This window comes from Nocardia beijingensis NBRC 16342 (assembly GCF_001612785.1).
Taxonomy (GTDB): domain Bacteria; phylum Actinomycetota; class Actinomycetes; order Mycobacteriales; family Mycobacteriaceae; genus Nocardia; species Nocardia beijingensis.
Window position 1 is genome coordinate 142,640 of sequence record NZ_BDBC01000003.1, and the last position, 23,754, is coordinate 166,393.

Sequence of the window (23,754 nt, forward strand, 5' to 3'; positions counted from 1 at the left end):
GGAACAGTTCCGGCGGTCCGGCCGACTCTCCGCGCCCGCAGCCGTGCGCGCGGCGGCGCCTGCTTGTACTCTCGGCGAACGTGAGCAGCGACATCACCGCGACGGCGGCCTGGCGGAAACTGCACGATCACCACGGCGCCGTCGCGGGACGACACCTGAGGGAGTTCTTCGCCGACGACCCGGCCAGGGGCAGCGAGCTGACCGTCCAGGTCGCGGACCTGCACATCGACTACAGCAAGCACCGCGTGAACCGCGAAACCCTGCACCTGCTGGTCGAATTGGCGCGCGAGGCGGGCGTGCCGCAGCGGCGCGACGCGATGTTCCGCGGCGAGCACATCAACACCTCGGAGGACCGCGCGGTCGGCCATGTCGCCCTGCGGCTGCCTGCGGGCGAGACCATGATCATCGACGGCGTCGACGCGGGCGCCGAGGTGCACGAGGTCTTGCGGCGGATGGGCGAGTTCATCGACGCGCTGCGCTCCGGCGCGTGGCGGGGGGCTACCGGCGAGCGCATCACGACGGTGGTCAACATCGGCATCGGCGGATCGGATCTGGGGCCGGTCATGGTGCACCAAGCGCTGCGGCACTACGAGGACGCCGGCATCGGCGCTCGATTCGTCTCCAACGTCGATCCCGCCGACCTGGTCGCGAAGCTGGACGGGCTCGACCCGGCCACCACGCTGTTCATCGTCGCGTCCAAGACCTTCTCCACCCTGGAGACGCTCACCAACGCGACCGCGGCCCGGCGCTGGCTGGTCGCCGCGCTGGGTGAGGACGCCGTAGCCAAGCACTTCGTCGCGGTGTCGACCAACGCCGAGCGGGTCGCGGAATTCGGGATCGATACCGAGAACATGTTCGGTTTCTGGGACTGGGTCGGCGGGCGCTACTCGGTGGCGTCGGCGATCGGTCTTTCCGTGATGGCGACCATCGGCAAGGAGCGCTTCGCGGAGTTCCTCGCCGGTATGCACGCGGTGGACCGGCACTTCGCCGAGGCGCCGCTGGAGGCGAACGCCCCGGTGCTGCTCGGCCTGCTCGGCGTCTGGTACTCGAACTTCTTCGGCGCGGAATCCCATGCGGTGCTGCCGTATTCGAACGATCTGGCCCGTTTCCCCGCCTATTTGCAGCAGTTGACCATGGAGTCGAACGGGAAGTCGGTCCGCGCCGACGGCACACCGGTCACCACCTCCACCGGCGAGATCTTCTGGGGCGAACCGGGCACCAACGGCCAGCACGCCTTCTACCAATTGCTACATCAGGGCACCCGCCTCATCCCGGCGGATTTCATCGGGTTCGCGCAGCCCACCGACGATCTGGCGACCCGCGACGGCACCGGCAGCATGCACGACATCCTGATGAGCAACTTGTTCGCGCAGACCAAGGTGCTCGCCTTCGGCAAGACCGCCGAGGAGATCGCCGCCGAGGGCACCGATCCGGCGATCGTGCCGCACAAGGTGATGCCGGGCAACCGTCCCTCCACCACCATCCTCGCGCCGCGGCTCACGCCGTCGGTCGTCGGTCAGCTGATCGCGCTCTACGAGCACCAGGTGTTCGTGGAGGGCACCATCTGGGGCATCGACAGTTTCGACCAGTGGGGTGTCGAACTGGGCAAGCAGCAGGCGCTGGCTTTGGCTCCGCTGCTCACATCGGCGGAAGAGCCCGCGCCACAGGATGATTCGTCCACCGACTCGCTGATTCGCTGGTACCGCGCCAACCGCTGATCTCGTTCGCTAGTCGCCGCCGCCCGTCGGACGGTTGCGCTGCGCCTCGCTCAATTGCTGGATGATGTGCGAAGTCGATATCGCGATCAGGATGCCGATGACGCCGAGGTCGAAGGCGACCTGCACCATGGTGGCCACCTTGGCGGCGGTTCCGACCGCGTGCACGTCGCCGTAGCCGATCGTGCCGAGCGTGACGATGGTGTAGTAGAGCGCGTCGGTTCGCGTGTGCAGGCCCTCGAACTGGCCGGGGGCGCGCAGTTCCAGCAAGTAGTAGTACAGGGCGAAGAAGGTCACGACAACGCAGACGACGAGCAGCACGTCGTTGATCCGCCCGACGGTCGCGCGCGGATCCATGATGTAGCGCCGGATCCGCCACCGGGCCAGCCAGATCAGGCCTGCGACGCCGACGACGAACGCGATCAGCGCAGGCACGCCGGACAACCGGCCGAACGGCGCGACCTGCAACGGCAGGAAGTAGTAGAACAGCAGAGCGCACACCACGGCGAACAGGTTGTGCAGGGCTCGGGACAACCTGCCAACCGCGCGATTCTCCGTCATTTTCCCATCATCGTGCCAGGTAGAGCGCATGAGCCACGACACGCGCCGGACGATGCGAAGTTCCGCCCGCTCGGATGCGGCAGGGACCGGCACGCGAACGGGTGCCCGGATCGCGACGCGGTGTGTCGTGCCCGCGGACGAGACGTCGACCAGCTCGGACGATGTGCGCGCGCTAAGAGCTGCTCGGATCGGCTGCCGAGGGCGGGGCTGCCACCGTGTAGCTTCCCGCATTCCAGCGCAGCACGAGGTCGGCGCGCTGCCTGGTGGCAGCGACGAGATCGGCGTTGCGCAAGTCGCTGTTGTGCACTTTGTCGTGCGCCGACGCGGGCGTGCGGCCACCGCGAATGTGACGGTGCAGCAGGCGCTTTCCGAGCACCTCGCGCGTAGCGTCCAGATACCAGCATTCGTCCAGCAGCGCGCGGACCACCGACCACCGCCGCGTGCCGAAGTCGTCGAGCAGCAGGTAGTTGCCCTCGGTGAGGACGATGGACTGCCGGTCGAACACCACTCCCCCTGGCACCGGGGCGTCGATGGATCGGTCGAAGGTGGGCCACGGCACCGGCTCGCCCACCGGCGTGGTGCGCAGGCGGCGCAGCCCCGAGACGTAACCGTCGACATCGAAGGTGTCCGGTTCGCCTTTGCGCGCGAGGCTTTCGGTCGCACGCAGGACATCGTTGCTCAGGTGGTAGCCGTCCATGGGTGCGATTTCGGCGACCGCGTCGCCCGCCGCGAGGTTGATCGCGTCGCGCAACGCGACCGACAACGTGGATTTGCCCGCGCCGGGCGGCCCCGCGATGCCGAGCAGATACCTCCCCCGCGTGGCCCGGTCCAGCACCCGCCGGACCAACCAGCTCAACGGTCTGTCGACGAACTCCGCTGCCACCGCCGCCACACTACCGGCGCTCCACTGTCCCGGCCCCCTACTTCCACTCTCGTGCGGCTGCCGTATCCGTCTCTGCGCTGACCGGGAGTTGTGGCACAGGTGTCCACACTCGTCCACAAGATCCGCTGCGATCACGCGCCCGCGCGAAGACGCTGGCGCACCTGGGCGGCCAAGTCCGCCGCCTGATCGCGCAGCGCCTCGATGAACGCACCACGCGGCTGCGCGGCCCCGCGATCGCGATACGCGACGACCGTCCGCCGTACCGCCGACGGGTGGTCGATTCGGAGCACCGCGACGGTCGGCGGGAGTACGGGTACGGCGATGCCGGGGACCACTGTGCTGCCCGATCCGGCGGCGACGAGCCCGATTTTGGCGACCCAGTCGCGCGCGACGAAAGCGATGCGCGGCTCCCGGCCAGGGTCGCGCCAGGCACCGAGAGTGTGGCGGACGGCTCTTGACTGCCCGCGATCCATCGTTCGTCGCGCAGCATGTCCGGCGTCGCGCTGACGGCGCCGGCCAGCGGGTGCGCGGAGCCGACCGCGACCAGCAACGGATCGTCCAGCAGCGGTTCGATCACGACGCCGGAGGGCAGGGTGTCCGGTGCCGTCACCACGGCGAGGTCGAGGCGTTCCCGCGCGACGGCGGTGAGCAGTCTCGCACTGAGCCCCTCCCGCAGCGAGATCCGCAGGCGTGGGTCGCGGGCGGTCGTGGCGGCGATCGCCCGCGGCACCAACGCGGCCATCGCTGTGGAGAACGCCCCGATCCGCAGGCGGCCCGCCGGGCGCGTCGCGAGATGACGGATGTCGTGGCGGGCCTGGTCCAGTTCGCCGAGGATCACGTCCGCGTGTCGCAGCACGATGCGTCCGGCCTCGGTGGGCTGCACACCGCGCGCGTGCCGCTCGAACAGCGCGCGGCCCGCCGCCCGCTCCATGAGCGCGATCTGTCTGGACACCGCGGATTGCGTGTAACCGAGGTTTTCCGCTGCGGTCGAGAACGATCCGCACGCGGCCGCCTCCCGCACCACTCGCAGCCCGGCGACGGTGAACTCATCCATGCGTAATCCTCATACCAGATATGCGAGACAGTCGCTTGTCGCATGCTTTCGGCGGCCCTAGCGTCGTCGTCATGACCGCGATCGAGAACAAGAAGCTGCTCACCGACATCTTCGAACAGATGTCCCTCGGCAACACCCGCGCGCTGAGCGACGCCATGGCCGACGACTTCCGCTGGGTGTTCCCGGGCGACTGGTCCTGGAGCGGCGCCTGGGAACCGAAACAGGCAGTGCTGGAACAGCTCCTGCGTCCGCTGATGGCTCAGTTCACCGAGTACCGCAGCACCGCCGAGACGATTCTCGCCGCGGACGACCGCGTGGTCGTCCAGGCCCGCGCCGAGGCCGTGACCACGCGCGGGGAGACCTACAACCAGACCTACTGCTTCATCTTCCGGGTCGCGGAAGGAAAACTGCGCGAGGTGGTCGAGCACTGCGACACGGCGTTGGTCGAACGGGTGCTGACCCGACCCGCCGGATAGGCCGGACTCAGCCGCGCCAACCCGCGATGAGCAGATCGGTGAGCTGATCCAGGTAGTCCGGCTCGATCGGGATACCCACGATCATCAGCCGCCAATAGAGCGGTCCGGCGAGCATGTCCAACGCCAGATCGATGTTCAGCTCCGCGGGCAGCTCGCCGCGGGCGACAGCCCGCCGCAGCATGTCGGCGGCCCGCTCGCGCCGCGTATCCCGGGCGCCGATCAGAAGAGATTCCGCCAGCGTCGGGTTCCGCGATGCCTCCGCCAACAGATCGGGAATGACTCTGGCGGCCAACGGATGTGACAGCAGGCCGGCCGCCGACTCCAGATAGGCCCGCACATCACCGCGCAGCGTGCCCGTGTCCGGAGTGTCGGCGGCCGCCACCGCCAGAGTCGAGGCCAATGCGGCCACCATCTCCTCCTTCGAACGCCAACGCCGGTAGACCGTCGGCTTGCTGACGCCCGCCCGCCGGGCGACGGCCTCCATCGACAGTCGGCCGTAGCCGACCTCCGCCAATTCGGCGAGCACCGCTTCGGTGATCGCCTCCGTCACCTGCGGCTGCATTACGGCCGCCCCAGCGGGACGGCGGCGCCCACCCTCATCTTCGCCCCGGACAACGACCACTTCTTCGCGGGCCAGCCCGAACGCCTACACCGCGAATTGACCTGCCCCGCGACGTTGATCCCGCTGCACAGCGCGGATGGCGCCGGGGAGCACTGCGCCTACGGCGCCCGTTCCACCTTGCTCCACCACATGTTCGCCTGGCTCGACACCCTCTGAGGTCGGGTCGGCGGAGCGGCGTGGGATCTCCCGGGGGCGCCTCGCCACCGGGGACCGTTTCACCTGAACCGGCCCCCGGTCGCTGCGCGATTTCAGACGAACGCCCGCTCGATGATCGCGCCGGTGTCGACGCCGGTGGGCAGCGTGCCGAACGCGATGCCCCAGTCGTCACCGAGCCGGGTCGCGCAGAACGCGTCGGCGACGGCGGGGTGGCCGTGCCGGACCAGCTGCGCGCCTTGCAGCACCAGCGCCATCAGCTCGACGACCCGCCGCGCGCGGTATTCGATGTCGTTGAGATCCGACAGTTCCTTGCCGACCCGGGCGATCGCGTCGTCCAGGCGCGGGTTCTCGCCCTTGGCGAGCGACACTTCGTTGAAGTACGCCTCGACCGTCTCCGGCTGCCGCCCCATGGCGCGCAGCGCGTCCAGCGCGGCGACGTTGCCCGAGCCCTCCCAGATGGACATCAGCGGCGCTTCCCGGTACAGCCGCGGCATTCCGGACTCCTCGGCGTATCCGTTGCCGCCGAAGCATTCCAGCGCCTCGGCCGCGTGCGCGGGGGCACGCTTGCATACCCAGTACTTCGTCACGGCGAGCGCGATGCGCCGCAGCGCCGCTTCGGCCGGGTCGCCGCCGGCGCGATCGGTGGCCCCGGCAAGCCGCATCATCACGGTGGTCGCGGCGTCGGACTCGATCACCAGGTCGGCCAGCACGTTACGCATGGCGGGCTGGTCGATCAGCTCGGCGCCGAAGGCTTTCCGGTGCCGCGCGTGGTGCACCGCGTACACCGCGCCTGCCCGCATGCCGGTCGCGGAGCCGATCACGCAGTCCAGCCTGGTCATGTTCACCATCTCGATGATGGTCTTGACGCCGGCGCCCTCCGCGCCGACCAGCCAGCCCGAGGCGTTCTCGTACTCGATCTCGGAGGAGGCGTTGGACTTGTTGCCCAGCTTGTCCTTCAGCCGCTGGATGCGGATGGGGTTGCGGGTGCCGTCGGGCAGCACGCGGGGCAGCAGGAAACAGGACAGGCCGCCGGGCGCCTGGGCCAGCGTGAGGAACATGTCCGACATCGGCGCGGAGGTGAACCACTTGTGGCCGACGATCCGGTAGGAGCCGTCCGGCCGCGGCGTCGCGGTGGTCGTGTTGGCGCGCACGTCCGAGCCGCCCTGCTTCTCGGTCATCGACATGCCCGCGATGAGACCGGCCTTGGCGGACGGTTCGCGCAGCCCGAATTCGTAGACGCGGGAGCCGAGCAGCGGTTCGTATTTCGCCGCCAGTTCCCGGTTGTGCCGCAAGGCGGGGACCACCGCGTACGTCATCGAGATGGGGCACATGTGGCCCGCGTCGGCGGTGCCCCAGGTGTAGAACTTCGCCGCGCGCGCCACGTGCGCGCCGGGCCGGTCGTCCAGCCACGGAGCGCCGTGCAGGCCATGCTCCACGGCGACGCGCATCAGGTCGTGCCAGTGCGGGTGGAACTCGACCTCGTCGATGCGGTGGCCGTAGCGGTCGTGGGTGCGCAGCACAGGCGGGTATTCGTTGGCCAGCCTCCCCCACTCCTGCGCCTGCGCACCGCCCGCGAGCGCGCCCAGTTCCCGCACTTCGGCCTCGGCCCAGCCCGCCCCTTCCCGGTGCAGGCCCTCCAGCAGGGCCGGATTGCGCGAGACATCGAAGGGCACGATGTCGGGCACCTGGTTGAAGACTTCATGCGTCTGCATCTGACACTCCTGATTCCAGCCGGGCGCCACCCGCGCCCGGGTTGTCGCGCACGCCGAGCGCGCGGATCGCGAAAGCGGTGAGTTCGGGGACCACGGCTTCGCCATGCGGCGCGTCGGCGAGCGGGCCGACCAGCACCTCGCCGATCGCGCCGACCAGCGCGGCGGCGCTGATCCTCGGGTCCTGCGGTGGGAGTTCGCCCCGCGCGATGCCTTCGGCCACCGCCGATTCGAAGGTTTCGGCGAATGCCCGGCGGAAGTGCAGGCGTTCGCTGTCCACGGCCGCGTCGACCGGCTCGGCGAGCAGCACGTAGGCCAGGTTCGGGTTCTTCAGAGCGCGGCCCGCGAAGGTCTCCACCGCCGCGGTGACCCGTTCGACGGCCGTTCCCCGCGCGCCCGCCGCGGCCACGGCGGCGACCTCGCGGGCGACCACTTTCCGGAACACCGCGCGTACCAACGCGGCCTTGCCGTCGAAGTTCTTGTAGACGGTGCCGGTGGCCAAGCCCGCCTCGGCCGCGACCGCGGCCATGGACAGCGCCGCGTAGCCGCCGCGAGAAAGCACCTTCGTCGCGGCCTGCACGATCAGCCCCGCCTGAGCGTCCAGGCGGGCCTGCACGGCAGGTGTTCTGCGGTAGGCCACCCAAGAAGTGAAGCACGGATTCATTTCTTCACACAAGGGGGCCTTTACGGCGTATGTTCGAGCGCGTGACGGTACTCATCGAACGCAACGGCCCCGTGACGACCGTGATCCTGCACCGGCCCGAAGCACGCAACGCGGTGGACGGTCCGACCGCCGCCGCGCTGGCCGACGCCTTCCGTGAGTTCGACGCCGATCCTGAGGCGGCGGTCGCGGTGCTGTGGGGCGACGGCGGCACGTTCTGCGCGGGCGCCGACCTGAAGGCACTCGGCACCGAGCGCTCCAACCGCGCCGCCGAGGACGGTGACGGCCCGATGGGACCCACCAGGATGCGGCTGTCCAAGCCGGTGATCGCCGCGGTCTCCGGCTTCGCGGTGGCCGGAGGGCTCGAGCTCGCGCTGTGGTGCGACCTGCGGGTCGCCGAACAGGACAGCACCTTCGGCGTCTTCTGCCGCCGCTGGGGCGTCCCGCTGATCGATGGCGGCACCGTGCGGCTTCCGCAGATCATCGGCACGGGCCGCGCGATGGATCTGATCCTCACCGGCCGCGCGGTCGACGCGGAGGAGGCGCTGCGGATCGGGTTGGTGAATCGCGTGGTGCCAAGCGGTGCGGCCCGCGGCGCGGCGGAGGCGCTGGCCGCGGAACTGGCCGCGCTGCCGCAGACCTGCCTGCGCTCGGACCGCATGTCGCTGCTCGAGCAGGAAGGGATGACGGAAGAGTCCGCGCTGCGCAACGAGTTCCGCCACGGTCTGACGGCACTGGCCGACGGCGCGCTGGACGGCGCGCAGCGCTTCGCCGCCGGCGCGGGCCGGCACGGCACTCGCGCCTGAGGCCCATGGGCAGATTGAGCGTCGTCGACGAGATCTTCCTGCGCAGCCACCGTGGGCTCGGCACGCCGATCGCGTTGCAGGGCCTGTGGCGGACGGCCGACCGGGTGGAACCAGCGCTGTTGACGCGGGTGCACGAGGCACTGCGGTCGGGGCCGTTGGGGCGCAGAGTCCTTCGCCCCCGCGTGCCCGGTGCACGCCGGGCCTGGCGACCGAACGTGCGCGCGTATCCGATCGACCGCGCCGAGAGCGTCCTCCCAGTGACGGAGCTGCTCGACTGGGCCGACGCGCAGGGCGCCGGGCTGGATCCGGAATACGGGCCGGGCTGGCGGCTTTCCGCCGCGGCCATGGACGACGGCGGTTCGATCGTCTCCCTCACGTGCTCGCACGCGCTGGCCGATGGACGTGCGCTCGCGCTCGCGGTGGACGACGCGCTCGGCGGGGCCCGGGTGCGTCCGGCGCGGCTCGCCGCGCGGGAATCGGATTGGGCCGACGCGCGCCGCCAGTGGTCGATCGTCCTGCGCGACACCGCGGCGGCGCTGCGGCACGGGATACCGCGGCAACCCGCCGCGCCGAACCGGGACGAGCAGCCGCGCGGGGCGGACAACCTCACGCGCAGCGCGATCCTGCAATGCCCCGCCGCCGACTGGGACCGCGCGGCGGCGCGCGACGGCGGCACGACCAACAGCCTGTTCATCCACCTCGTCGCCACCGTGCTCCGGGACAGCGGCTTTTCCGGCGAGACGATCGAAGCCAGCCTGCCCATCGACACCCGCGACGAACCCCGCGTCGACAACGATCTCGCCATGACGCGCATCGCGATCACCCGCTCCGACACCCCGGCGACCATCCGCGCGCTGGCTCGGGCCGCCTACGAGCACCGCATCTCCGCGCCGGGCGGCATGCCGGAAGAACTGCTCCAGGTGATCCCGGACCGCTGGGCCTACGCGCTGTCCAAAGGCGCGGGCGAACGAGACATCCTGTGCTCCAACATCGGAACGCTCCCCGCCGCGCTGCTCGAACTCGGCCCGCACCGCTGCACCGGCGTCGCCGCCCGCGCCATCCATCCCGGCCTCACCACCGCACGACTGCCCCGCACCCGTCTGTCGGGTTACCTGTGCCGTATCGGCGACGACTACGTGCTGAGCCTGGTCTCCCTGGACCCGGAGCGGATCGAGTCCGCCGACGCGTTGCGCGAACTGGCGGTGCGTGCGGCGCATTCCGTGGGTTTGCCCACCCAGGCGTGGTGATAGCCGCGGGCTCCCATACCGACACGGGGCGATTCCCGCGGGCTCACACACCGACACGGGGCGATTCCGGCGGGGCGACGCGCCGAGCCGCGGTCGCCCTTGGGCTCATCCGCCGGATCCACCCACGGGCACGCATCCGAGCGCGGCAAATTCATACGACACGCGCAATGTTTCGGCGAACGGCCGGGAATTTCGATGACCTGGTATGAAATCCGATAGTTTCGCTCGCCCGTCACCGGCGATCGGAACGACTGCCGACGACCGCGATCAATCGTGTCGGCCGACTCGCCGTGCGGCGTGATCAGCCGTGTCGGCCACACCTCCCGATAAAGTCTGCGGCGTACGCCGAATAGGGCCGTGACGGCCCCATTTGCCGTGTGAGTCCGTTTCGCGCAGGAAGTTCCGATTCCATCGATACTCGACTGGAGCATGATGAACCGAAAGCATTCGCGCGCTCTCTCCGCGCTCATCGCGGTGGCCATGGCCGTAACGGGCGCTTTCGCTGTTTCTGATTCCGTGGCGGGCGCCGCGCCAGGAGAGATCAATGCCGGAGGACTGCATCTGGTCGCGTCGGCGAACGCCACCAACGTCGCACCCGCGGGCGACATCGCGCCGGGAATCCCGTTCGTGCACGCGGCGAGGGTGTCCGGCGACTTCTCGGTGACGCTCGACGGCCCCACGGCGCTGCGCGGCGGAGAAATCGCCATCGGGTATCTGGTCGGGTGCGCGGTCGACATCTCCAACGGCATTTCGATCGGTATCTCACCGAACGTCGGCGTCGACTTCGGGATCGCGCCCTCCTTCGGCCTGGAGGGCTCACTCACCTGGGACGCGCCCTCCGTGCAGATGAACATGCCCGACAAGCAGATGATGAACATGCCCGACAAGCAGATGATGATGATGCCCTCCCTGCAACTGGTCGCGCCGCCGAGCGTCACCGTCGGCGCCGCCGTCGGCATCCAGCCCAGTTTCGACGTCGAGGCGGGTGTCTCCGTCGAACTCGCGGTGAATCTGGCCCCCGGTTCGGTGACGGCGGCGGTGATCGGCGCGGCGGAAATCGATGGGGAATCCGAGTTCCCTTACACCTTCGCCCACACCAACACCCCGTTGAATATCAGCGGCTGCCTTTCCCCGGCCTCCGCCATGCCTTTCGTCACCGTAAGGGCCGATTCGAAAAGGGCCACCGCGCAAACGACCGGCTATGGTGCCCCGTTCTGGTTCTGACCGTCGCCTCGCACCAATCCGTCCAGCAGCGCGCGCAGTCCCCAGTCGAACTGCGCGCCCGAGATCCACTGCGCCGCAACGGCGGCACTCGCCCGGGTGCGCGGCCAACGGTCACCGTCGACGGTGTCGAACGTGGCCGCGCGCCCGGCGATCCGCTCGGATTCCGGCGCCAGCGGGGGTTTTCCGTCGGTTTCCGCGACTTCCATCGCGAGCGAGCCGATGACCTGCACCATCACGGCGTAGGCCGCGCGGGCACAGTCCTCCTCGGCGAGGCCGGTTCTGGCCAGGCAGTTCAGCAACGCCTCCCCGACGTCTCGTGCGGCGTCACCGTCCATGGGCGCGCTCATCATCAACCCCGCCACCGCGGGATGTCTCAGCACCTCGGTTCGTAGTCCACGGGCGAATTCGAGAACGGCCGCGCGGGGTTCGACGGCCGGGTCGGTGAGCACAGCGACCGGCACCGCGCCGAGCACCCGTTCGACCACCGCGCGCTCCAGGTCGGCCCGGCTCGCGACGTAGGTGTAGACGGCGTTGGGGTTCACGCCCAGACGGGTCGCGACCGACCGGATCGACACGGCGGCGACACCGCCTTCGTCCATGAGCGCTATGGCGGCATCGACGATCTGCGCGTCGCGGAACGCCCGCCGCTCGGGTCTGGTCCTGCGTTCTCCCGGTGTTGACTTCGCCGCTGCCACGTTGTTGACTGTACCCCGTACAGCTAACTGTACCCCGTACAGCCAGAATTGAGACGTCATGCCCGCACGCCCATGGCCCACCATCGCCCTGCTGGTGGCCGCACCGATCACCCTGAATCTCGCCTTCGCCGGGCTCGGCTCGGCCTTCGACTATCCGCACGTGCTCGGCGAACCGGCGGCCGACGTGCTCGCCTCGTTCCGCCACAACCAGACCGCCGTCGTCCTCTGGTTCGTCGTGCTGGCCGTGGCGGCCGCCGCGCTGGGGCCGCTGGCCGTGCTGATCGGCAGGCTGGACCGCTCACCGGCCATGCGCGCGGCCGTGGCGACGGGCGTCGCGGCCGCCGCCGTGCAGGCCATCGGCCTGGCGCGCTGGCCCGTCGCGGTTCCGGCGCTGGCGGCGCGGGCCGCCGAGGAGGGCGCCGACTCCTCGGCCGTGCGCACTTTCGAGGTGCTGGGCGCGGTACTCGGCACCGGACTCGGCGAGACGGCCGGATACACCCTCACCGCCGCGTGGACGGCCCTGGTCGCCGTGGCGTTGCGGCGCAGGCTGCCCACGGCGTGGACCGCACTCGGTTACGTCTGCGCCCTACTGGTGCTCAGCGGAGTACTGGTACCGCTGCACGTCCCGTTCACCGCGCTCGCGAACTTCGCGGGCTATGTGCTGTGGAGCGTCTGGCTCCTCACCTTCGCGGCGCTGCTCGTCCGCCACCCGGCCGCCTCGGCGGCCCGCCACGCCTCCGCGCCCGCACAGCCACTCGGCGCACCTGGCCCGCGATGACGGGCGGAAGCTCGGGCCGCCGTGCGGGTTCCGCGCGGTGGTCGATCTCGCCGCGATCGCGGCACTCGGGTCGTCCGCACCTCCACGAGCAGTCAGCGGGCCGGGACCGGACGCTCCAGGACGTCCGCAGGGACCGGGACGCCAGGGTCCAGATCCTCGGAGTCGATCGGGGAATCCCAAGCCTGGCGCAGCGGGAGGACACCCGCCCACACGCCGCCGTTGTCGATATCCGACGGGTCGTCCTTCGGGCCACCGGCGCGGATCTTCACCGACGCCTCGGTCAGGTCGAGGGCGAGCACCTTCGTGGCGGCGAGTTCCTTCTTGCTCGGGGGCCGCACGCGCGACCACGCGCCGGGCGCCGCGTGTTCGACGATCACGCGCAGCCCGTGCAGGCGTTCGTCGTGCTCGGTCACCTCCCGCGCCCGGCCGAGCACGACCGCGGAGCGGTAGTTCATCGAGAAGTGCATGGCCGAACGCGCGTAGACCACGCCGTCCACCAAGGTCACCGCCACCGAGATGTCGGCGGCGAGCGCCGCGCGCAGGTTCCCGGCGCCGGTGGAGCCGTGCAGGTAGAGCGTGTCGCCGTCCCGGCCGTAGGCGGTGGGCAGCACGACCGGCGTGCCGCCGAGCAGCACACCCAGGTGGCAGATCAGCCCGGCGTCGAGCACCGCGTCCAAGTCGGCGCGATCGGTGCTGGCACGGTCGGTCAACCGGGTCGGCGTGCTGCGCGGCGTCGGCGAGAGGGGAGTCCGTTGGCTGACTGTTTCGGTCATGCTCCCAGAATCGGGGCGCTAATGGCATTATCAAAGTGCCAATCTGAAGGATTCTCAGCAGTCCACTTCGAGGAGCAACCGTGCTGGACGACCTCCCCCTCGCCCTCGATCGCGATCTGGCGCAACCACTGTCGGTGCAGATCGCCGACCAATTGCGCCACGCGGCGACCAGTGGGCCGCTGCGCGGCGGCGACCGGCTGCCGTCCACCCGCGCGCTGGCCGGGCGGCTGGGCGTGAGCCGCACCGTGGTCGCCGCCGCCTACGACCAATTGCACGCGGAGGGCTGGCTGCGCGGCAGACGCGGCTCCGGCACCTACCTCACGACCGCGCCGGCCGCCGCGCCCACGCGCCCGGATTCCGTGCACGACACCGACGCCACGCCGGAACTGCTGGACCTCGCCCCGGGCGCCCCGTGCGTCGATGCCATCGATCCGGCCGCGTGGCGCCGCGCCTGGCGGGCCGCGGCGGACCACTCGCCGCTCGTGCGCAAAGACCGCGCGGGCGAACCGGAGTTCCGCACGGCCGTCACCGAGCATCTGCTGCGCCACCGCGGGATCGAAGCGGGCAGCGACACCGTGCTGCTCGCTACGGCCGGAACCAGCTCCGCCGTCGGCGAATTGGCCGCCGCGCTGCTGCGGCCCGGCGATGCGGTCGCCATGGAGGACCCCGGCTACCAGCGCGCCGCGGGGGCGTTCGCGGCGGCCGGTCTCGAGGTCGTTCCGGTCCCCGTCGACGCGAACGGCCTGCGCGTCGACCTGCTGCCGCCGCGCATCAAAGCGGTGTATTGCACTCCAGCACATCAGTTTCCGCTCGGCGCGCGAATGCCTGCCGCGCGGCGGGTGGAGCTGGTGGAACACGCGCGCCGCTGCGGGATCTTCGTCATCGAGGACGACTACGACGGCGAACTGCGCTACGACACCGCGCCGCTGCCGCTGCTGGCCACCATGGCTCCGGACGTCGTTGTCCACTTGGGCACGACCAGCAAGATCCTCTCCCCCAGCCTCGGTGTCGGCTGGCTGCTCGCCGCTCCGGAGATCGCCGCGGCGGTGCTTGACCACCGCGAGCGCACCGGCACCGGTCCGAGCCCGGCGGGGCAGCGCGTGCTGGTCGCCTTCGCCGCGCACGGTGATCTGGCCAGGCACCTGCGCAGGCTGCGCCGCGCGCTGCCACCGCGCCGGGCGCTGGTGGTGACCGAACTGCGGCGCCGCGGCCTCGACGTGCTCGGTGACGACGCGGGGTCGCACGTCGTCGTGCCGGTGTCGTCGGCCGAGGCCGAGCGGCGCGTGATCGCGGCGGGCATGGCGCGCGGCGTCGCGCTCGACGGCCTGGCCAGGCATCACCTCGGATCCCGCCGGGACCATTTCGGTGTCGCGCTCGGCTACACGGCGCTGCCGTGGCCGGAACTCGCCGCGGCCGTCCCGAGGGCCGCCGCGTGCCTGGCCCGGCCGTAGCATGGTCGGCATGTGCGGTCAGCCCGGAGTCGGCAGCACGGCGTTGCCGACTTCGGGGTCCCGCACATGCCGGAAACGACGGAGCATGAGCGAACAGGCCCGGAGGCGGCGGCGCGGCGTGACCACGCAGGGGCCCGCTCTGGCCGGAAGGGACGAAGCATGAGCGAACAGGACATCTTGGCGCGGATCAAGGACCTGGTCGACCAGGAGCACCAGCTGCGCTCGCAGGCCACCCACGGCGAGCTGGACCCGAAGACCGAACGCCAGCGCCTGGCCGAACTGGAAGTGATGCTGGATCAGGCCTGGGACCTGCTCCGTCATCGCCGTGCGCGGATCGACCAGGGCCAGTCCCCCGAGGCGGCCCAGGCCAATCCGGTGTCGCAGGTCGAGGGTTACCTGCAGTAGGCGCGGCGATGTCGAGCGCACCGACCGACTACGACGTCATCGTGATCGGCGGCGGACCGGCGGGTGAGAACGCCGCCGCCTACGCCGTCGCGGGCAGCGACCGCACGGCCGCCATCGTGGAGCGTGAACTCGTCGGCGGCGAATGTTCCTATTGGGCCTGCGTCCCGAGCAAAGCGCTGTTGCGGCCGGGCCACGTGCTCGCGGCCGCGCGAGCGATGCCGGGGATTTCGGCTACCGGCCTCGAGGTCGAGGCGGTGCTGCGGCGCCGGGACGCCTTCGTGCACGACCATGACGATTCCGCGCAGGCCGACTGGGCGCGCGCCAACCGCATCGACATCGTGCGCGGCACCGGACGATTGACCGGCACGCGGTCGGTGGAGGTCGACGGGCGGCAGTTGCGCGCCCGGCTCGCCGTGGTGCTGGCCACCGGCACCACCGCCAATGTGCCCGACGTGCCCGGCCTGCGCGCCGCGCTGCCGTGGACTTCCCGCGACGCCACCAATCTGCACGAGGTCCCGCGCCGGGTCGCCGTGGTCGGCGGCGGCGTGGTGGCCAGTGAGGCCGCGACCTGGCTGGCCGCGCTCGGCGCCGAGGTAACCCTGCTGGTGCGCGGCTCGGCGCTGCTGGCCGCGGCCGAGCCCTTCGCGGGCGAACGGGTGGTGGCGGCGCTGACCGGCGCGGGTGTTCGGGTGCGCATGGGCACCGCGCCCACCGCCGTCGAACGCCCGGCCGCGAAGGACACCGGCGAAGGCTGGATCCACGGCGGGCCTGTCACGATCCGGTTGCGCGGCCCCGAGGGCGAGTCGGCGCTGGAGGTCGACGAGATCGTGGTCGCGGCCGGACGCGCGCCCGCCGCGAAGGGGCTCGGCCTGGACGCGGTCGGGCTGTCCGATGGTTACGTCGCGGTGGACGATCACCTCACCGCGCGCGATGTCGAAGGCCAGTGGCTGTATGTGGTCGGCGACCTCAACCACCGCGCCGCGCTCACGCACATGGGCAAGTACCAGGGCCGGGTGTGCGGCGACGTGATCGCGGCGCGGGCCGAGGGAAAACCGCTGGACGACCCGCGTTTCGTGGCGAGTTCCGATCACGGCAAGGTGCCGCAGGTGGTGTTCACCGCGCCCGAGGTCGCCTCGGTCGGCTTGACCGAAGCCGCGGCCAAGGACGCGGGGCACGCGGTGGAGACCGTCGAACTCGACATCGAAGTGGCCGGTTCGGCGCTGTCCAGGGACGACTACGCGGGCCACGCGAAACTGGTGATCGATCGCGACACCGACACGCTGCTCGGCGCCACCTTCGTGGGGCCGGACGTGGGCGAGCAACTGCACGCGGCGACGATCGCGGTGGTCGGCCGGGTACCGCTGTCCACCCTTTGGCACGCCGTGCCAGCCTTCCCGGCGGTCAGCGAGTTCTGGTTGCGCCTGTTGGAGGCGCGGCGCGCATAGCTACCATTTGAAAATGGTGGCAACAACGGATATCGCGACCGCCGACGGAGTCGTCCGCGGTCGCCGTGGCCGCCGCGTCTTGCGCTGGCGGTCCATTCCCTACGCGGCTCCTCCGATCGAGGACCTGCGCTTTCGCGCTCCACAACCGGTCGAACCATGGTCCGGTGTACGGGCTGCGACAGACTTCACCTCCGCGGCGATGCAGCACCGCTCCGGAGCGCGGATCGGGCCGCGCGCCTATCAGCCGACCAGCGAGGACGCGCTGACACTCAATGTCACCGCGCCCGCGACGACGGCGTCGAGCCCGCGCCCGGTGCTGGTGTTCATCCACGGCGGCGGCTATCTCATCGGGACCTCCGCGCTCGGGCTGTACTCCGGGGCGCGAATGGCGCTGCGCGGCGACGTGGTGGTGGTCTCGCTGAACTACCGGCTCGGCGCGTTCGGCTACGTCGATTTCAGTGAGTTCGGCACCGACGAAGAACCGTTCCACTCCAACCTCGGCCTGCGTGACCAGCTCGCCGCGTTGGAGTGGGTGCGCACCAATATCGCGGCGTTCGGCGGCGATCCCGACAACGTGACGATCTTCGGCGAATCGGCCGGCGCGCACGCCGTGCTGAGCCTGCTCGCCACACCGGCGGCCAAGGGCCTGTTCCATCGAGCCATCGCCCAGAGCCCGCCCGCCGACTGGGCGGTCACCGCGGAGGAAGCCCGCGGCTTCGCACGCCGCTGTGTGGCCGCGCTGGGCGCGACGCCGGACACCGCGCACACCGCGCTGCGCACCGCGGGGGCCAACGACATCCGCCGCGCGGTCGATCGCACCATCGCACAGGTGGTGCGGGAACACCCGGGCGCCTTTCCGGTCTGCCCGGTCATCGACGGTGAGTTCCTGCCGTTTTCCCCGGTCGACGCGATCGCCGACGGTTCGGCGCACCGGGTGCCGCTGATCATCGGCACCAACCGGGACGAGGGCACGCTGTTCGCCAGGTTCGCCGACGAACTGCCGACCACCGCGGACCGGCTGCGCAAGGCGCTCGGCAACTCCACCGAGGCCGAGTCGAGAATCAGGGCGGCGTATCCCGGCTATCCGCAGCCGAAGGCCGCGGTGCGGGCGGGTGGCGACTACACCTTCTGGCGTCCTTCGCTGACGGTCATGGAGGGGCACAGCAAGCACGCGCCGACCTACGCCTACCGCTACGACTTCGCCCCGCGCGCCTTGCAACTGGCCGGGATCGGCGCCACGCACGCTACCGATCTCATCCCGGTGTTCGGCGTGACGGACACCCCGATCGGCCGGGCCTTCACGGCCGCGGGCGGCAGGCGCGGCCTGCGGGCGGTCACCGATCAGTTCCAGGACAACTGGCTGGCTTTCGCCCGTACCGGCGCTCCGCTGCCGTCCTGGCCCACGTACACGGAGGCGCGCAGGTCAACTCTGATCATCGACTACCCCACCCGCGTGGAACACGATCCGGACCGGGCGAAACGACTCGCTTGGCAGGGCGTGCGGGTCCCCACGCTTACCTGAGCCGGGCCGCTACTTCAGCAAGCGCGACATCCGCCGGTCCGCGAGGATCTTGCCGCCGGTCTGACAGGTGGGGCAGTACTGGAAGGACCGTTCGGCGTAGGAGACCTCGCGGACCGTGTCGCCGCAGACCGGGCAGGGTTGCCCGGTCCTGGCGTGCACCCGCATGCCGGAGCGCTTCTCGCCCTTGAGGCGGGCGGCGTCCTGGCCGACGGAACGACCCACCGCGTCGGTGAGCACCGTGCGCATCGCGGTGTACAGTTCGGCCACCTTGTCGGCCGGGAGCGTTTTGGTGTTCGCGAACGGCGATATCCGCGCTGTGTGCAGGATCTCGTCGGAGTAGGCGTTGCCGACACCCGCCAGCAGCGACTGGTCCACGAGTGCGGTCTTGATCCGCTGCGAAGTGCCGTGCAGGATGTCGGCGAACTGCGCCTCGGTCACCTCCAGCGCGTCGGGGCCGAGGCGCGCGATACCGGGGACCGCCTTCGGATCCGGCACCACGTACACCGCGAGCCGCTTCTTCGTGCCCGCTTCGGTGAGGTCGAACGCGGGCGTCGCCCCTTCGGGCGTGAAGAAGTGCACCCGCAACGCCAGCGGGCTCTTGCCGCCCGGTTTGGGCGGTGCCGGGCTCGGTTCGTCGATCCAGCGCAGCCATCCACCCCGCGACAGGTGCGTGACCAGCCACAACCCGTCACATTCCAGGCCGAGGAATTTGCCCCAGCGCCCCGCGCCGGTGACGTCTCGGCCGGACAGGGCGGTGACCGGGGGCTCGAACGTCTTGACGGCGCTCAACGCGGCCACGTCGACGCGGCCGACCACGGCGCCGACCGCATGCTCCCGGAGGAACTGAGCCAACGCCTCCACTTCCGGTAGCTCAGGCACGGGGTTCAGACTACCCAGCCCTACCGACAACCTGCCGGTTCTCGCACGGCGGCGGGCGGATCACGCCCCGCGGCGCAGCAGGTAGATGTCCATGATCCAGCCCTTCCGCTCGCGCAGCTCGGCGCGCCGCCGGACGATCCGCTCCCCCACCTCGGCCAGCGGCCCTTCGATCAACGTCTCGTCCGGCATGCCGAGGTAGGCGCCCCACCAGATGTGCACATCGGGGTCCTGGATCGCGGTGAACGAGCAGTCACCGTCCAACATCACCAGCGCGTTCTCCGCGCCCAGCCCCTCCTCGCGCAGGCGGCGGCCGGTGGTGATGCGCACCGGTTCGCCGATGCCGTGCAGCACGATCCGGTGCCGTGCGGCCAGGGCCTGTGCGCTGGTGATGCCGGGAACAACCTCGTATTCGAAACGCACCGCGCCGCGAGCGAGCACCAGCTCGACCATCCGCAGCGTGCTGTCGTAGAGCGCGGGATCACCCCAGACCAGGATGCCGCCGACGCCGTCGGCCGCCGCGAACGCCGCTTCCAGCAGCGCCGACCGGCGATCGTGCCAGTCGTCGACCACGTCGACGTAATCCGCCGGCGTGCGGTCCCGCGGCGGATCGGCGATCGGCACGATCCGGTACGGCCGATCCATGTGCTCGGCCAGAATCGCTGTCCGCACGTCGGCCAGTTCCCGCTTGGCCTCCCCCTTGCCGATGACGAAGAACGTCTCGACCTGCCGCATCGCCTTGACCGCCTGCACGGTGACCTGGTCGGGATCGCCGGCGCCGATACCGATCACGTAGAGCTTGCGCATGGGCCGAGCTTGCCAGGGCCGCCGCCGTCGGGCCGGGCCGGGGACGCGCCCGAACGGCTCGCGGGCAGTGCGAGGACGACGACTAGAGTTGCCAGACGTGGCTCACGACGCGCTCGATCCGGCATCGGCTCCCGACACCCAGTACGAGGACCTGCTGCGGCTGGTGCTGACGTCCGGCACCAAGAAGGCCGATCGCACCGGCACCGGCACGCGCAGCATCTTCGGCCACCAATTGCGCTACGACCTCGCGGCGGGTTTCCCGCTGATCACCACGAAGAAGGTCCACCTCAAGTCGATCGTCTACGAGTTGCTGTGGTTCCTGCGCGGCGACTCCAACGTCAGCTGGCTGCGCGAGCACGGCGTCTCCATCTGGGACGAATGGGCCGACGCCGACGGCGAACTCGGCCCGGTCTACGGCGTGCAGTGGCGGTCGTGGCCCGCGCCGGACGGCACGCACATCGACCAGATCTCCCAGGTGCTGCACACACTGCGCACCGACCCCGACTCCCGGCGCATCATCGTCTCGGCGTGGAATGTCGCCGACCTGGACAAGATGGCGCTGGCGCCGTGCCACGCGTTCTTCCAGTTCCACGTGGCCGACGGGAAGCTGTCCTGCCAGCTCTACCAGCGCAGCGCCGACCTGTTCCTCGGCGTGCCGTTCAACATCGCCAGCTACGCCTTGCTGACCCACATGGTGGCCCAGCAGACCGAGCTGATCCCCGGCGACTTCATCTGGACCGGCGGAGACTGCCACATCTACGACAACCACCTCGATCAGGTCACCGAGCAACTCGGCCGCGACCCCTACCCGTTCCCCACGCTGCGGCTGCATCCCGCGCCGACGCTGTTCGACTACCGCTACGAGGACGTGGAGGTGGACGGCTACCGGCACCATCCGGCCATCAAGGCCCCGGTGGCGGTGTGAGCGAGCGGACGGTCGGGCTGATCTGGGCGCAGACCCTGGACGGGGTGATCGGGTCCGGCAACAAGATTCCCTGGCGGCTGCCGGAGGACATGGCCCACTTCAAGGACGTCACCTGGGGACATCCCGTGGTGATGGGCCGCAGAACCTGGGATTCGCTGCCGCCGAGGTTCCGGCCGCTGGCCGGGCGGCGCAACATCGTGGTGACCAGGCAGCCGGACTGGTCGGCCGAAGGCGCCGAGCGGGCGTCGTCGGTGCCGGACGCGCTGGACAGCTGCGCACCGGACGCGGTCTGGGTGGCCGGTGGCGGCGAGATCTACCGGGCGGCGCTCGAGTTCGCGACGGACCTGAGCGTCACCGAGATCGATACCGCGGTCGAGGGCGACGCCTTCGCGCCGCCGATCGGACCGGAGTGGCGATCCGACGACCCGGAGCTATGGCGCACCTCCACCACCGGTCTGCGCTTCCGCATCCGGCACTACACCCGCCGGTCCGCTTAGCGCGCCACGCCGTGCCGGCCCGCGAACGCCGCCCTCACGGGCGGGGCCGGTGAAACCCGGCCCGCGTCGCGGCGGACTCGGGCATACTCCTCGATATGCGGGCGGCCGGACCCGCGTCCGGTCGAACGCCTCGAGCCGTTGCCAGCAGCCCGGCATCGGCTGTGGTGCTCTGCGAAAGGCGGTCCATGGAAAAGAAATCGCTGACTGCGGTCGCGCGCCAGCAACTGAAGCTGGCCGCCCTCGCCACGAGCGGGCGCAGTTCACAGACAATCTATGGCGGCCACACGCACACGCTGCGGCAAACGGTGGTCGGCCTGTCGGCCGGGCACAGTCTGGCCGAACACGACAACACGGGCGAGGCCACTTTGCTGGTGCTCAGCGGCACCCTGGTGTTGCTCAGCGGCGCCAACGAATGGAAAGGCTCCGAGGGCGACCTGATCGTGGTGCCCAAGGCGCGCCACAGCGTCAAGGCGATCGACGACGTGGCGTTCCTGCTGACGGTGGCGATGTAGTCCGCCACGATGCGGGTCGGCACCCCGGCCGCACCGGCCTGGCATTAGGGTGTCGATCATGGGTGAGCCGCAGCCGATCCTCGAACCGCTCACACCGTCCGCGATCTTCTTGGTCGCCACGATCGACGAGGGTGGCGAAGCGGCGGTCCGCGACCTGCTCGCCGATATCACCGGCTTGCGCCGCTCGGTGGGCTTCCGCCTGCCCGGCGCGAACCTGACCTGCGTCACGTCGATCGGCTCCGACGCATGGGATCGCCTGTTCGCCGGGCCGAAACCGGCTGAGCTGCATCCGTTCCCCGGTTATGTCGGCCCGCGCCACACCGCGCCCGCGACGCCGGGCGACCTGCTGTTCCACATCAAGTCCGAAGTGCAGGACGCCTGTTTCGAGCTGGCGATGGCCATCGGCGACCGGCTGGCGGGCGCGGGGACGATCGTGGACGAGACCGTCGGCTTCCGCTACTTCGAGCAGCGCGACCTGCTCGGTTTCGTGGACGGCACGGAGAACCCGGAGGGCCACGCGGCTTTCGCGGCGGCTCTGGTCGGCGACGAGGACCCGGAGTTCACCGGCGGCAGCTACGTGATCGTGCAGAAGTACACCCACCCGTTGGAGGACTGGCGCGCGCTGTCGGTGGAAGAGCAGGAGCGCGTCATCGGCCGCACCAAACTGGACGACTTCGAACTCCCCGACGAGGTCAAGCCCGCCGACTCGCACGTCGAGGTCAACACGCTGATCGATCCGGACGGCACCGAACGCCAGATCCTGCGCGGCAACATGCCGTTCGGCAGCGTGCGCGAGGGCGTGTTCGGCACCTACTACATCGCCTACGCGGCCACGCCGAGCGTCACCGAACGCATGCTCACCCGGATGTTCCTCGGCACCGATGAGGCGGCCTACGACCGCATCCTCGATTTCTCCGTCGCCCACACCGGCACCTCGTTCTTCGCACCCACCGTCGATTTCCTCGACGACCTGCCTCCGGCGCCGTGGGAGGCGGCGGAATCCACGGTGTCGGTGGACACCGACGGTCGCACAGAACTGCCCGGCACCGCCGCGCCCGCGGGCGACGGCGCCCTCGGTATCGGCTCGTTGAAAAGGAGCATCAGGTCATGAACAACCTCCATCGCGAACTCGCGCCGATCACCTCCGAGGCGTGGGCCGCCATCGAGGAGGAGGCGACGCGCACGTTCAAGCGGCACATCGCGGGCAGGCGCGTCGTCGACCTGTCCGGCCCGCACGGCGTCGACTACTCCGCGGTGGGCACGGGACACACCACGGCGATCGACTCGCCGGACGCCGGGGTGTTCGCCCGGCAGCGGGTGGTCGCGCCGCTGGTCGAGCTGCGCGTGCCGTTCACGCTCTCCCGCGAGGAACTCGACGACGTGGAGCGCGGCGCGCAGGACACCGATCTGGACCCGGTGAAGGACGCCGCGAAGAAGATCGCGTTCGCCGAGGACCGGGCGATCTTCGAAGGGTATCCGGCCGCGCACATCACCGGCATCCGCGCCAGCTCGTCCAACGACCCGATCACGCTGCCGAGTGACACCAGGCTGGTGCCGGAGGCGATCGCGCAGGCGTTGAGCGCCCTGCGGCTGGCCGGTGTTGACGGTCCGTACTCGGTGCTGCTCAGCGCCGACCTGTACACCGCCGTCAGCGAGATCTCCGACCACGGCCACATGATCCGCACGCACATCGAGCGCCTGATCCCGGAAGGGGAGATCATCTGGGCGCCCGCCATCGACGGCGCGATCGTGCTCACCACCCGCGGCGGCGACTTCGATCTGCGGATCGGCCAGGATCTGTCCATCGGTTACCTGTCACATGACAGCTCCTCGGTGCAGCTGTACTTCCAGCAGAGCCTGACGTTCCTGGTGTACACCGCCGAGGCAGCGGTCCCGCTCACCCTGTGAGCACCGTTCAGAACTGGGAACGGCCGGGGTGTGTGCGCTCGGGGCG

General features: G+C 70.4%; 25 protein-coding genes and 1 pseudogene. 15 read left to right on the plus strand and 11 right to left on the minus strand.

The window, feature by feature from the left end; translation table 11 throughout:
* Nucleotides 1-80: 80 nt before the first annotated feature.
* Nucleotides 81-1,718, plus strand: a complete 1,638-nt coding sequence (gene pgi, locus NB3_RS02000) for a glucose-6-phosphate isomerase (protein ID WP_067795483.1) — start codon at nt 81-83, stop codon at nt 1,716-1,718.
* Between the two features lie 9 nt (nt 1,719-1,727).
* On the opposite strand, the gene NB3_RS02005 is transcribed toward pgi, so the two are convergent.
* The 4 genes and pseudogenes from NB3_RS02005 to NB3_RS36745 form a co-directional block, all read right to left on the minus strand.
* Nucleotides 1,728-2,276, minus strand: a complete 549-nt coding sequence (locus tag NB3_RS02005) for a potassium channel family protein (RefSeq protein ID WP_067795484.1) — start codon at nt 2,274-2,276, stop codon at nt 1,728-1,730.
* Nucleotides 2,277-2,448: 172 nt separating this feature from the next.
* Nucleotides 2,449-3,159 carry a nucleoside/nucleotide kinase family protein gene (locus NB3_RS02010; RefSeq protein WP_244891734.1) on the minus strand — a complete coding sequence of 237 codons (711 nt, stop codon included), beginning with the start codon at nt 3,157-3,159 and terminating at the stop codon, nt 2,449-2,451.
* Between the two features lie 131 nt (nt 3,160-3,290).
* Complete coding sequence (locus NB3_RS36740; RefSeq protein WP_371855873.1) at nt 3,291-3,632, minus strand: LysR substrate-binding domain-containing protein; 342 nt, start codon at nt 3,630-3,632, stop codon at nt 3,291-3,293.
* Nucleotides 3,626-4,213 (minus strand): annotated as a pseudogene (locus tag NB3_RS36745) (LysR family transcriptional regulator); the annotation flags it as partial. The pseudogene NB3_RS36745 and the gene NB3_RS36740, both read right to left, overlap by 7 nt.
* Nucleotides 4,214-4,284: 71 nt before the next feature.
* On the opposite strand from NB3_RS36745, the gene NB3_RS02020 reads away from it, so the two are divergent.
* Nucleotides 4,285-4,689 carry a nuclear transport factor 2 family protein gene (locus NB3_RS02020; RefSeq protein ID WP_067795487.1) on the plus strand — a complete coding sequence of 135 codons (405 nt, stop codon included), beginning with the start codon at nt 4,285-4,287 and terminating at the stop codon, nt 4,687-4,689.
* A gap of 7 nt (nt 4,690-4,696) precedes the next feature.
* Here NB3_RS02020 and NB3_RS02025 read toward each other — a convergent pair whose 3' ends face one another.
* The 3 genes from NB3_RS02025 to NB3_RS02035 all read right to left on the minus strand — a co-directional run bounded on the left by NB3_RS02025 (nt 4,697) and on the right by NB3_RS02035 (nt 7,816).
* Complete coding sequence (locus tag NB3_RS02025) at nt 4,697-5,239, minus strand: TetR/AcrR family transcriptional regulator (RefSeq protein WP_244891735.1); 543 nt, start codon at nt 5,237-5,239, stop codon at nt 4,697-4,699.
* A 320-nt stretch (nt 5,240-5,559) separates the two neighbouring features.
* Nucleotides 5,560-7,179 (minus strand): acyl-CoA dehydrogenase family protein, encoded by a 1,620-nt coding sequence (locus tag NB3_RS02030; RefSeq protein ID WP_067795491.1) that lies wholly within the window; start codon nt 7,177-7,179, stop codon nt 5,560-5,562.
* Nucleotides 7,166-7,816: a TetR/AcrR family transcriptional regulator gene (locus NB3_RS02035; RefSeq protein ID WP_067795877.1), complete on the minus strand. Its 651-nt coding sequence runs from the start codon at nt 7,814-7,816 to the stop codon at nt 7,166-7,168. Before NB3_RS02035 ends, NB3_RS02030 begins: the two co-directional genes overlap by 14 nt.
* A 53-nt stretch (nt 7,817-7,869) precedes the next feature.
* Between NB3_RS02035 and NB3_RS02040 the strand changes: the two genes are divergently transcribed.
* The 3 genes from NB3_RS02040 to NB3_RS02050 all read left to right on the plus strand — a co-directional run bounded on the left by NB3_RS02040 (nt 7,870) and on the right by NB3_RS02050 (nt 11,114).
* Complete coding sequence (locus NB3_RS02040) at nt 7,870-8,643, plus strand: crotonase/enoyl-CoA hydratase family protein (protein WP_067795493.1); 774 nt, start codon at nt 7,870-7,872, stop codon at nt 8,641-8,643.
* Between the two features lie 5 nt (nt 8,644-8,648).
* Nucleotides 8,649-9,890, plus strand: coding sequence for a hypothetical protein (locus tag NB3_RS02045; protein WP_067795495.1), 1,242 nt, complete (start codon nt 8,649-8,651; stop codon nt 9,888-9,890).
* Between the two features lie 432 nt (nt 9,891-10,322).
* Entirely contained in the window at nt 10,323-11,114 is a 792-nt protein-coding gene (locus NB3_RS02050) for an MspA family porin (protein WP_169810635.1), read from the plus strand.
* Here the strand turns inward: NB3_RS02050 and NB3_RS02055 are convergent.
* A complete protein-coding gene (locus tag NB3_RS02055) occupies nt 11,090-11,809 on the minus strand; it encodes a TetR/AcrR family transcriptional regulator (protein WP_067795500.1) in 720 nt (239 codons plus the stop codon). The genes NB3_RS02050 and NB3_RS02055 overlap by 25 nt on opposite strands.
* Nucleotides 11,810-11,867: 58 nt before the next feature.
* On the opposite strand from NB3_RS02055, the gene NB3_RS02060 reads away from it, so the two are divergent.
* Complete coding sequence (locus NB3_RS02060) at nt 11,868-12,587, plus strand: DUF4386 family protein (RefSeq protein WP_067795505.1); 720 nt, start codon at nt 11,868-11,870, stop codon at nt 12,585-12,587.
* 92 nt (nt 12,588-12,679) lie between these two features.
* On the opposite strand, the gene NB3_RS02065 is transcribed toward NB3_RS02060, so the two are convergent.
* On the minus strand, nt 12,680-13,360 hold the full coding sequence (locus tag NB3_RS02065; protein WP_067795507.1) for a pyridoxamine 5'-phosphate oxidase family protein: 681 nt from the start codon (nt 13,358-13,360) through the stop codon (nt 12,680-12,682).
* Nucleotides 13,361-13,440: 80 nt separating this feature from the next.
* Between NB3_RS02065 and pdxR the strand changes: the two genes are divergently transcribed.
* The 4 genes from pdxR to NB3_RS02085 all read left to right on the plus strand — a co-directional run bounded on the left by pdxR (nt 13,441) and on the right by NB3_RS02085 (nt 18,183).
* On the plus strand, nt 13,441-14,811 hold the full coding sequence (gene pdxR, locus NB3_RS02070) for a MocR-like pyridoxine biosynthesis transcription factor PdxR (RefSeq protein ID WP_067795512.1): 1,371 nt from the start codon (nt 13,441-13,443) through the stop codon (nt 14,809-14,811).
* Between the two features lie 159 nt (nt 14,812-14,970).
* Complete coding sequence (locus NB3_RS02075; protein WP_067795516.1) at nt 14,971-15,216, plus strand: DUF2630 family protein; 246 nt, start codon at nt 14,971-14,973, stop codon at nt 15,214-15,216.
* 8 nt (nt 15,217-15,224) lie between these two features.
* Nucleotides 15,225-16,661 (plus strand): dihydrolipoyl dehydrogenase family protein, encoded by a 1,437-nt coding sequence (locus tag NB3_RS02080; protein ID WP_067795518.1) that lies wholly within the window; start codon nt 15,225-15,227, stop codon nt 16,659-16,661.
* A gap of 13 nt (nt 16,662-16,674) precedes the next feature.
* Nucleotides 16,675-18,183: a carboxylesterase/lipase family protein gene (locus NB3_RS02085; protein ID WP_067795520.1), complete on the plus strand. Its 1,509-nt coding sequence runs from the start codon at nt 16,675-16,677 to the stop codon at nt 18,181-18,183.
* Nucleotides 18,184-18,192: 9 nt separating this feature from the next.
* On the opposite strand, the gene NB3_RS02090 is transcribed toward NB3_RS02085, so the two are convergent.
* Both NB3_RS02090 and cobF read right to left on the minus strand, forming a co-directional pair.
* On the minus strand, nt 18,193-19,062 hold the full coding sequence (locus NB3_RS02090; RefSeq protein WP_067795522.1) for an Fpg/Nei family DNA glycosylase: 870 nt from the start codon (nt 19,060-19,062) through the stop codon (nt 18,193-18,195).
* Nucleotides 19,063-19,122: 60 nt separating this feature from the next.
* Complete coding sequence (gene cobF, locus NB3_RS02095) at nt 19,123-19,866, minus strand: precorrin-6A synthase (deacetylating) (RefSeq protein WP_067795524.1); 744 nt, start codon at nt 19,864-19,866, stop codon at nt 19,123-19,125.
* A gap of 97 nt (nt 19,867-19,963) precedes the next feature.
* Between cobF and NB3_RS02100 the strand changes: the two genes are divergently transcribed.
* The 5 genes from NB3_RS02100 to NB3_RS02120 all read left to right on the plus strand — a co-directional run bounded on the left by NB3_RS02100 (nt 19,964) and on the right by NB3_RS02120 (nt 23,708).
* Nucleotides 19,964-20,791 carry a thymidylate synthase gene (locus NB3_RS02100; RefSeq protein WP_067795527.1) on the plus strand — a complete coding sequence of 276 codons (828 nt, stop codon included), beginning with the start codon at nt 19,964-19,966 and terminating at the stop codon, nt 20,789-20,791.
* On the plus strand, nt 20,788-21,288 hold the full coding sequence (locus NB3_RS02105; protein ID WP_067795532.1) for a dihydrofolate reductase: 501 nt from the start codon (nt 20,788-20,790) through the stop codon (nt 21,286-21,288). Before NB3_RS02100 ends, NB3_RS02105 begins: the two co-directional genes overlap by 4 nt.
* 185 nt (nt 21,289-21,473) lie before the next feature.
* The gene (locus tag NB3_RS02110; RefSeq protein ID WP_067795535.1) at nt 21,474-21,800 is read left to right on the plus strand and encodes a cupin domain-containing protein; all 327 of its coding nucleotides are present in this window, start codon (nt 21,474-21,476) and stop codon (nt 21,798-21,800) included.
* Between the two features lie 58 nt (nt 21,801-21,858).
* Nucleotides 21,859-22,911 carry a Dyp-type peroxidase gene (locus tag NB3_RS02115; protein WP_067795538.1) on the plus strand — a complete coding sequence of 351 codons (1,053 nt, stop codon included), beginning with the start codon at nt 21,859-21,861 and terminating at the stop codon, nt 22,909-22,911.
* A complete protein-coding gene (locus NB3_RS02120; RefSeq protein WP_067795544.1) occupies nt 22,908-23,708 on the plus strand; it encodes a family 1 encapsulin nanocompartment shell protein in 801 nt (266 codons plus the stop codon). The genes NB3_RS02115 and NB3_RS02120 overlap by 4 nt, the downstream gene beginning before the upstream one ends.
* Nucleotides 23,709-23,754 lie beyond the last annotated feature (46 nt).

Bases quoted from the DNA above. Each gene is read 5' to 3' on its own strand.
- NB3_RS02005 (WP_067795484.1), bottom strand. From the start codon at position 2,276: ATGACGGAGAATCGCGCGGTTGGCAGGTTGTCCCGAGCCCTGCACAAC.
- NB3_RS36740 (WP_371855873.1), bottom strand. From the start codon at position 3,632: ATGGATCGCGGGCAGTCAAGAGCCGTCCGCCACACTCTCGGTGCCTGG.
- NB3_RS02020 (WP_067795487.1), top strand. From the start codon at position 4,285: ATGACCGCGATCGAGAACAAGAAGCTGCTCACCGACATCTTCGAACAG.
- NB3_RS02030 (WP_067795491.1), bottom strand. From the start codon at position 7,179: ATGCAGACGCATGAAGTCTTCAACCAGGTGCCCGACATCGTGCCCTTC.
- NB3_RS02040 (WP_067795493.1), top strand. From the start codon at position 7,870: ATGTTCGAGCGCGTGACGGTACTCATCGAACGCAACGGCCCCGTGACG.
- NB3_RS02045 (WP_067795495.1), top strand. From the start codon at position 8,649: ATGGGCAGATTGAGCGTCGTCGACGAGATCTTCCTGCGCAGCCACCGT.
- NB3_RS02050 (WP_169810635.1), top strand. From the start codon at position 10,323: ATGAACCGAAAGCATTCGCGCGCTCTCTCCGCGCTCATCGCGGTGGCC.
- NB3_RS02060 (WP_067795505.1), top strand. From the start codon at position 11,868: ATGCCCGCACGCCCATGGCCCACCATCGCCCTGCTGGTGGCCGCACCG.
- NB3_RS02065 (WP_067795507.1), bottom strand. From the start codon at position 13,360: ATGACCGAAACAGTCAGCCAACGGACTCCCCTCTCGCCGACGCCGCGC.
- NB3_RS02075 (WP_067795516.1), top strand. From the start codon at position 14,971: ATGAGCGAACAGGACATCTTGGCGCGGATCAAGGACCTGGTCGACCAG.
- NB3_RS02080 (WP_067795518.1), top strand. From the start codon at position 15,225: ATGTCGAGCGCACCGACCGACTACGACGTCATCGTGATCGGCGGCGGA.
- NB3_RS02085 (WP_067795520.1), top strand. From the start codon at position 16,675: ATGGTGGCAACAACGGATATCGCGACCGCCGACGGAGTCGTCCGCGGT.
- cobF (WP_067795524.1), bottom strand. From the start codon at position 19,866: ATGCGCAAGCTCTACGTGATCGGTATCGGCGCCGGCGATCCCGACCAG.
- NB3_RS02110 (WP_067795535.1), top strand. From the start codon at position 21,474: ATGGAAAAGAAATCGCTGACTGCGGTCGCGCGCCAGCAACTGAAGCTG.
- NB3_RS02115 (WP_067795538.1), top strand. From the start codon at position 21,859: ATGGGTGAGCCGCAGCCGATCCTCGAACCGCTCACACCGTCCGCGATC.
- NB3_RS02120 (WP_067795544.1), top strand. From the start codon at position 22,908: ATGAACAACCTCCATCGCGAACTCGCGCCGATCACCTCCGAGGCGTGG.